This is a genomic window from Kitasatospora sp. NPDC056181 (assembly GCF_042266225.1).
Classification (GTDB): Bacteria; Actinomycetota; Actinomycetes; order Streptomycetales; family Streptomycetaceae; genus Kitasatospora.
This window is the reverse complement of sequence record NZ_JBHJUK010000248.1, coordinates 1-8236: the sequence shown is the minus strand read 5'-3', so window position 1 is coordinate 8236 and position 8236 is coordinate 1. Positions and strand designations below refer to the sequence as shown.

The 8236-nt window shown below is 72.4% G+C and carries 5 protein-coding genes; 2 read left to right on the top strand and 3 right to left on the bottom strand.

Annotated features, from left to right (window positions below; genetic code table 11):
* Nucleotides 1-79: 79 nt before the first annotated feature.
* Entirely contained in the window at nt 80-1123 is a 1044-nt protein-coding gene (locus ACFC1F_RS41820) for a substrate-binding domain-containing protein (RefSeq protein WP_376166882.1), read from the bottom strand.
* Nucleotides 1124-1538: 415 nt separating this feature from the next.
* Here ACFC1F_RS41820 and ACFC1F_RS41815 point away from each other — a divergent pair, with 415 nt between their 5' ends.
* Entirely contained in the window at nt 1539-3644 is a 2106-nt protein-coding gene (locus tag ACFC1F_RS41815) for an alpha-galactosidase (RefSeq protein ID WP_376166880.1), read from the top strand.
* A gap of 133 nt (nt 3645-3777) precedes the next feature.
* Nucleotides 3778-5871, top strand: coding sequence for an NPCBM/NEW2 domain-containing protein (locus ACFC1F_RS41810; protein WP_209410763.1), 2094 nt, complete (start codon nt 3778-3780; stop codon nt 5869-5871).
* Nucleotides 5872-5901: 30 nt separating this feature from the next.
* On the opposite strand, the gene galK is transcribed toward ACFC1F_RS41810, so the two are convergent.
* Together galK and galT are read right to left on the bottom strand one after the other, a co-directional pair.
* Nucleotides 5902-7038 (bottom strand): galactokinase, encoded by a 1137-nt coding sequence (gene galK, locus ACFC1F_RS41805; RefSeq protein ID WP_209410764.1) that lies wholly within the window; start codon nt 7036-7038, stop codon nt 5902-5904.
* On the bottom strand, nt 7035-8162 hold the full coding sequence (gene galT / locus ACFC1F_RS41800; RefSeq protein ID WP_209410765.1) for a galactose-1-phosphate uridylyltransferase: 1128 nt from the start codon (nt 8160-8162) through the stop codon (nt 7035-7037). Before galT ends, galK begins: the two co-directional genes overlap by 4 nt.
* Nucleotides 8163-8236: the final 74 nt, after the last annotated feature.

Genomic DNA, 8236 nt, shown 5'->3' with positions numbered 1-8236 from the left:
TATATTAGCCTGGTCACCGGGGGGGGTACCGGGGGGGCCCCCGGGGGGGGGGGGCGGCCGGCGGCGGGGTGACGACCCCTCAGGAGCAGGTGACCCCGGCGCTCTTCCAGGTCGCCGCGTCGACCATGGTGGTCTTGGCGAACGCCTCGGCGGGCATCTCCTTGCCGCTCTTGAGCTTGTCGTACATCGTCTGGACGGCGAGCGCGCCGACGTCCCGGCCGTTGATGAACAGCGCGGCCTTCATCCCGGAGGCCTGGGTGCCGCTCCAGTCCTTGCAGGCCAGGTAGGCGCCGAGGCCGACCCCGATGACGTTGTCCGCACTCACCCCGGCGTTGCGCAGGGCGGTGACGCCGCCGTGCACGTTCTCGTCGTTGCAGCCCCAGACGACCCAGTGCTTGACGCCGGCGTTGGCGGTGATGGTCGCGGCGACCTTGTCCTGGGCGCCGGTGGGGGTGTTGTCGGTGGCGACCTCGATGGTCTGGACGCCGGGTGCGACGGTGCCGAAGGCCTCCTTCGCCGCCTTGACCCGGTCGCCGCAGACGGTGACGTCCTGCTTCCAGGCCGCGATGACCCGGGTGTCGGCGGAGTTCCAGCCCGCCTTCGTGTACTCGTCGGCGGCCCGCTTGCCGACCTCGGCGCCCATCTGGGCGCCGCTGAAGCCCACCCGCGGGACGAGGTCGCCCTTGGCGCACACCGACGGGTCCGGACCGGTGGCGCAGACCTGGTCGTCCGAGGTGAGGAGGGCGATCCGGGCGTCCCGGGCGGTCTGGACGACCTGCGGCCCCACGGCCGGGTCGGGGACGACGACGATGACGCCGTTGGTCTTCTGCGCGATGGCCGCCTTCACCTCGCTGACGGTCTTGTTGGCGTCGTTCCCGAGGTTGACGACCTTGAGGTCGATGCCGAGCTCCGCGGCCTTGGCCTTGGCGCCCGCCGCCTCACCGACGAAGTACTCCTGGTCGCCCTGCTTCTGGAGGTAGGTCAGCGAGATCTTGCCGCTCACCGTGTCGACCGACGAGGCGCCGGTGTTGGATTCCTGGCCGTTGGAGCAGGCGGTGGTGGTCAGGCCCAGGGCGAGCAGGAGGCCGGTGGCGGCGGCACGGCCGGTGGTGCTGCGGATCATGGGGGAGCGCTCCTCTGTGCCGGGGGTGAGGACCGGGGCCGGCACGGCTGGTGAGATCGAGGGTCGGGCGTGGTCGGGCGTGGGTCGGGCGTCGATCGGTCCGGCTGAGCAGCTGCGCTACAAGCGATCAGATCCAAACACGTTCAAACGCAATGTGAAATATCACATGTCTTGTTAACCCCGCGTCAAGTAGTCGTGCACGCCGAGATCAAGCTGTGACGTGGCACGACGCCTCGGCAGCACCCGCACAGCCCACTCGGACCTGACCCCACGTCAATCGGCAGCCGTGCCAGACCTCTTGAGCGCGCGCCCCCGACGTGTCATGCTGCGTTGCTTTCTGTTGGATGTTCCGACAGAAACCGACGGTAACGAACTACCGATCCCCCCACCCCCACTTGCGCACCCTGGAGCGCCCATGCGGATACCCCTGCCCCGCGCCCTCCCCCGGACACTGTCCCGCACCCTCCCCCACGCCCTCGTCGCGCTCTCGCTCGCGGCGACCGGGCTCGGCACCGTCGTCCTCGGCGCGGCCACCCCCGCCGCCGCCCTCGACAACGGGCTCGCCCTCACCCCGCCGATGGGCTGGAACTCCTGGAACACCCTCGGCACCGGGGTGACCCAGGAACAGGTCGTCCAGACCATCGACTTCATGTCCGCCAACGGGCTGGTCCAGGCCGGCTACGACACCGTCACGATCGACGACGGCTGGTCGCTCGGCCACCGCGACGGCCAGACCACCGACCTGGTCAAGAACTCCTACGGCGCGATGCAGCTCTACGACGCCAACCGCAACCCCGTCAGCGGCACCGACGGCACCGGGCTCGACCCGACCAGCGGCCACCTCGTCCCGGACCCGGCCCACTTCCCCGCGCGCACCGTCAACGGACAGACCCTCAACGGGATCCAGTACCTGTCCTGGTACGCCCACAGCAAGGGCATGAAGTTCGGCCTCTACGCCACGGACACCTACACCACCTGCCAGGGCCACCCCGGGAGCCTCGGCCACGAGTCCACCGACGCCGCCGACTTCGTCGCCTGGGGCGTGGACTTCGTCAAGTACGACGACTGCCCGTACGGGCCGCCGATCACCGGGCCCGACGGCCACAACTACGGGACGCAGGGCGAGGGGAGGGAGCTGACCCGCTCCATCTACGCCCGGGTCCGCGACTTCCAGCGGGCGCTCGACGCCGCGTCCCGGGCCCAGGGACGCCCGCGGGTGGCGCTCAGCGTCTCCGCACAGCCGGTGCACACCGGCGTCCCGCCGCTGCTGGCCTCCGACGACCCGGCCCGCACCGACCCGGTGGTGGTCGCGGCCGGGACGCCCGCGAACGAGGCACCCGGCTACGCCCCGACCGGGGTCTGGTGCGGGCAGGTGGCCAACCTCTGCCGGATCGGCGGCGACCGCGGCCCGGACCTGGAGGGCGTGCTCTACAACGGCCAGCTCCAGACGGCGCTGAAGTACCCGGACAACGTCCGCCCGGGCAGCTGGAACGACCTGGACATGATGTTCGCCGGCTGGCAGGACCCGTACGGCGTGTACGGCCAGACCGACACCTGCCCCTGCCACAAGCCCATGTCCCTGACCGAGTCGCGCAGCGAGATGTCGATCCTCGCCATGACGGCCTCCCCGCTGATCTCGGGTGCGGACCTGCGCACCGCGACCGACTCCCGGCACACCCAGGACGGCCTCACCTGGTCCACCGGCATCACCGCCGACCACCTGGCCGTCTACAAGAACACCGACGTCATCGCGATCGACCAGGACCGGCTCGCCAAGCCCGCCGTGCGGGTCGGCGGCCCGCCGAACAGCAGCACGGCGCCGGTCGTGCTCAAGCGGCAGCTCGCCAACGGTGACACCGCCGTCCTGCTCGTCAACCAGGACCCGTCCGCCCAACGGACCGTCTCCACCTCGCTGGCCGACCTCGGCCTCACCGGCCCCGGCTACTCGGCCAAGGAGCTGTGGACCGGCGCCACCGCCACCGTGACCGGTGCCCTCAGCGCCCAGGTCGAGCCGCACGGCGTCGCCCTGTACCGCCTCAAGGCGCTGCCGGGCACCGTCCCCGCGGCGGTGGTCGGCGACGGCCGCTACCACGGCATCAGCGCCGGCGGCACCGGCGGCCAGGCGCTGGAGGTCCAGGGCACCTGCAGCGCCTCCGACGGCTCCCCCACCGACGTCAACACCTGGTGGGACTGGCACACCTCGGAGCAGTGGCAGTTCACGCCGAACGCCGACGGCACGGTGCGCATCACCGACAACTGCCTCACCCCGACGCAGACCCACGGCACGCTCACCGGAACGAGCGCGCCCGGCCAGCCCGCCCGGGTCCGGAACGCCTACGACCCCGGCAGCGCCGCCCAGAAGTGGCGCGTCGTCCAGAACACCGCGACGGGCGCGCTGACCATCACCAACGTCGCGACCGGTCTGGTCCTGGCCGCCCCGCAGGCCGCCGCGACGTCCCCCGTCGTCCTCAGCCCGGCCGACGGATCGGCGCCGGGGCAGTCCTGGACCTTGCTGTCCTGACCCCGGCCTCCCCCTGCTCCCCCGGCCCCGGCGCCCTGCCGGAGCCGGGGGCCCTACCCAACTCACCCTCTCTGGAGGACCTTTGCGCTCCCCCAGCACCTCGCAGACCCGCCGTACCTCGGCGCCTCGCCGCATGGCGTCGGCGTTGACGGCACTCACCCTGTTCACCGGCGGCGGGGCCCTCGCCGTCGGGCTCCAACTCGCCACCGCACCGCCGGCGGCGGCCCTCGACAACGGCCTCAACCTGACGCCGCAGATGGGCTTCAACAACTGGAACTCCACCCAGTGCGGCGCCCAGTTCAACGAGGCCATGATCAAGGGCATCGCCGACCTCTTCGTCAGCAAGGGCCTGAAGGCGGCCGGCTACCAGTACGTCAACCTGGACGACTGCTGGGCGCTGCCCGAGCGCGACGGCTCGGGCAACCTGGTCGCCGACCCGGTCCGCTTCCCAGGCGGGATCAAGGCGCTCGCCGACTACGTCCACGCCAAGGGCCTGAAGTTCGGCATCTACTCCAGCGCCGGCGTCCACACCTGCGACGTCAAGGGCTTCCCCGGGGGCCTGGGCCACGAGCAGCAGGACGCCGACCTCTGGGCCTCCTGGGGCGTCGACTACCTGAAGTACGACAACTGCAACAACAAGGGCGTCGACGCCCAGAAGCGCTACAAGGCGATGGGCGACGCGCTGAAGAAGACCGGCCGCCCGATCCTCTACAGCATCTGCGAGTGGGGCAGCACCGGGCCGTGGAACTGGGCGGCACCGGTCGGCAACTCCTGGCGCACCACCGGCGACATCAGCGACACCTGGCAGAGCATGATCTCCATCGCCCAGGCCAACCAGGGCCTGGCCAACTACGCCAAGGCCGGGGCCTTCAACGACCCCGACATGCTGGAGGTCGGCAACGGCGGCATGACCGCGACGGAGTACCGGACCCACTTCAGCCTCTGGGCCGAGATGGCCGCCCCCCTGATGATCGGCACCGACCTCCGCACCGCCGAGCCGGAGACCTTCGAGATCCTGACCAACGCCGACGTGATCGCGGTGGACCAGGACCCGCTGGGCCGGCAGGGCGCCGTCGTCTCCAGCGAGAACGGCCTGGTGGTGATGGCCAAGCCGCTGGCGGACGGCGGCCGGGCGGTCACCCTGACGAACGAGGGCTCGTACGACGCCACCATCACCGCCACCGCGCAGACCGTCGGCATCGCCGGTGCGAAGTCGTACACGGTCAAGGACCTGTGGTCGAAGAAGATCACCAAGGGCGACGGGACCGTCAGCGCCACCGTGCCGGGGCACGGGACGGCGATGTTCCGGATCACCCCGGACTCGCCCGTCGCCCCGCCGACCGGGGTCACCCAGCTGAGCGACCTGCCGTTCGCCTCCGTCACCAACTTCTGGGGCCCGGTCGAGCGCGACCGCACCAACGGCGACCACGTGGCCGGTGACGGGCAGGCCATCACCCTCCGCGGCCGGTCCTACGCCAAGGGCCTTGGCACGCACGCCCCGAGCGCGGTCGCCTTCCACCTCGGCGGTGCCTGCAGGAACCTGGTGACCGACGTGGGGATCGACGACGACGCCTACGGCAACGGCTCCGCGGTGTTCCGGATCTACAAGGACGACACCCTCGTCGCCGACAGCGGCACCCTCACCGGGAAGGACCCGGCCAAGCACCTCACCGCCGACCTGACCGGTGCCACCACCGTCCGCCTGGTCGCCACCGACGCGGGCGACGGCACCAGCTACGACCACGCCGACTGGGCGGGCGCGCGCATCGCCTGCGGCAGCGGACCGGCCGCCGGCACCCACCAGCTCTCCGACCTCGCCTGGTCCTCCGCCGGCAACAGCTGGGGCCCGGTCGAGAAGAACATGAGCAACGGCGACAACCAGGCCCGTGACGGCAGCACCATCACCATCGCGGGCGCCACCTACGCCAAGGGCCTGGGGGTCAACGCCCTCAGTGAGGTGGTCTACTACCTCGGCGGTTCCTGCTCCTCGCTCACCACCGACGTGGGCGTGGACGCCGAGGCGAACGGCCGCGGCACCGTCACCTTCGAGATCTACAAGGACTCCGTCAAGGTCGCCGACAGCGGCCTGATGACCGCGCGCGACGCCGCCAGGCACCTCACCGCCGACCTCACGGGCGCCGACGAGCTGCACCTCGTGGTCACCGACGGCGGCGACGGCACCAACAGCGACCACGCCGACTGGGCGGGCCCCGTCCTCACCTGCTGACGTCCACCGCGCCTCGTCGTTCCGCGGGCCTCAGGCCAGGCGGTGGGCCCCCGCGGCGGGGGCGGTGGGGAAGACGAGCGGCGCGGTGTACCCGGCGCCGGCGAAGGCGCGGGTCACCTCGGTGGTCACCGCGGCGGCCGCACCGACCGGGACCAGGGCGATGACCGAGCCGCCGAAGCCCCCGCCCGTCATCCGGGCACCGAGCGCACCTGCGGCGAGGGCGGCCTCCACGGCGAGGTCGGTCTCGGCGCAGGAGACCCGGAAGTCGTCCCGCAGCGAGGCGTGCCCGGCGGTGAGGACCGGGCCGAGGGCGGCCGGGTCGCCGCCGTCGAGCAGCGCCACCGCCTCGCGGACCCGGTCGTTCTCGGTGACCACGTGCCGCACCAGCGGCCGCAGTTCGTCCGGGAGCCCGGCGAGCGCGTCGCCGAGGTCCGCGGCCGGGAGGTCGCGCAGGGCGGGCAGTCCGAGCAGGGCGGCGGCGCGTTCGCAGCCGGCGCGCAGCGCGGCGTACGCGCCGTCGCCGAGGTCGTGCTTGACCCGGGTGTCGATGACGAGGAGGGTCAGGCCGGCGGCGGCGGGGTCGAACGGGACGTGCCGGACGGCGAGGTCCCGGGTGTCGAGGTGGAGGGCGGCCCCGGCCCGGCAGACCATGGACGCCATCTGGTCCATCATGCCGCAGGGGACGCCCGCGAACTCGTTCTCGGCCCGCTGCGCGATCAGGGCCAGCTGCTGGTTGTCCAGGTCGAGCCGGTAGAGGTCGCGGTAGGCGGTGGCGACGGCGCACTCCAGGGCGGCGGAGGAGGAGAGGCCCGCGCCGCCGGGGACGTCGCTGTCGATGAGGAGGTCGGCGCCGCCGACCGGGTGGCCGGCCCGGCCCAGGGTCCAGACGACGCCGGCGGGGTAGGCGGCCCAGCCGGGCGCGGAGCCGGGCGCGAGGCCGGCCACGTCCAGCTCGACCGGCGGTGCGTCACTGCGGGTGGAGTGCAGGCGCAGCAGGCCGTCGTCACGGCGTCGGGCCTGGACGCGGGCGGTCTGCGGGAGGGCGATCGGCAGGACGAACCCGTCGTTGTAGTCGGTGTGTTCACCGATCAGGTTGACCCGGCCGGGGGCGGCCCACTCGCCGTCGGGAGTGTGGCCGTAGAGCCCCTGGAAGGAGGTGGCGGTCATCGGGCGACCTCCCGCAGGCGGCGGGCGGCGTCCTCGGGGGCGACGTCGTTCATGAAGGCCTCCATGCCGGACTCGGTGCCGGCCAGGTACTTGAGCTTCTCGGCGGTACGGCGGACGGTGAACAGTTCGAGGTGGAGGGCGAGTTCGTCCCCACCGACGGCGGGCGCCTGGTGCCAGGCGGCGATGTAGGGGGCCCGGACGGGGCTCTGCGGGGTGCCGAAGAGCCGGTCGAAGCGGCGGAGCAGGTCGAGGTAGAGGCCGGGGAGTTCGGCGCGCTGGTCCTCGTCGAGGCGGGTGAGGTCGGGGACGCGGCGGTGCGGGTGGAGGTGGACCTCGTAGGGCCAGCGGGCGGCGAACGGCACGAACGCCGTCCAGTGCTCGCCGGCCACCACCACCCGTGCCGGGTCGGCCCGTTCGGCGGCGACCAGGTCCTCGAACAGGTTGCGGCCGGTGGCGGCGCGGTGGCCGGCGGCCTGCTCGGTCATCCGGGCGGTGCGCGGGGTGGTGAAGGGGAGCGCGTAGATCTGGCCGTGCGGGTGGGCGAGGGTGACGCCGATCTCGGTGCCGCGGTTCTCGAAGCAGTAGACCTGCTGGACGCCGGGCCGGGCGGACAGCTCGGCGGTGCGGTCGGTCCAGGCGTCCAGCACCAGGCGGGCGCGGTCCTCGTCCAGGTCGGCGAAGGAGGCCTCGTGGTCGGCGGTGAAGCAGACCACCTCGCAGCGGCCGGTTCCGGGCCGGACGGTGTGCAACCGGGCGTCGTCCGGGTCGTCCGGCAGGGCGGCCGTGCCGGGCAGTCCGGCGAGGGAGGGGAAGCGGTTCTCGAAGACGGCGACCTGGTAGTCCCCGGCCGGGATCTCGCTCAGCCGCCCGTCCCGGGAGGGGCAGAGCGGGCACTCGTCGGCCGGCGGGTGGTAGATCCGGGCCTGGCGGTGCGCCGCGATGGTGACCCAGGCCCCGGTGGCCGCGTCGAGGCGGATCTCGGAGCCGCCGGAGGGCCGGTCCAGCGGACGGCGGTCGGTGACGTCCCGGTCGGGTGCCGGACCGCAGTCGTAGTAGATCAGCTCACGCCCGTCGGCCAGCGTGGTCACGGTCCTGCTGGTCGGTGCGGCAGTGGTCTCGGCCATCTGTTCTTCGTCTTCCTTGCACGGCGACATGAGCGAACATTATCGAACAATACTCAACATGGAAGCCCACAGGA

Coding starts and splice junctions, on each gene's coding strand:
- galT (WP_209410765.1), bottom strand. CDS start 8,162: ATGGCCGAGACCACTGCCGCACCGACCAGCAGGACCGTGACCACGCTG.
- ACFC1F_RS41815 (WP_376166880.1), top strand. CDS start 1,539: ATGCGGATACCCCTGCCCCGCGCCCTCCCCCGGACACTGTCCCGCACC.
- ACFC1F_RS41820 (WP_376166882.1), bottom strand. CDS start 1,123: ATGATCCGCAGCACCACCGGCCGTGCCGCCGCCACCGGCCTCCTGCTC.
- ACFC1F_RS41810 (WP_209410763.1), top strand. CDS start 3,778: ATGGCGTCGGCGTTGACGGCACTCACCCTGTTCACCGGCGGCGGGGCC.
- galK (WP_209410764.1), bottom strand. CDS start 7,038: ATGACCGCCACCTCCTTCCAGGGGCTCTACGGCCACACTCCCGACGGC.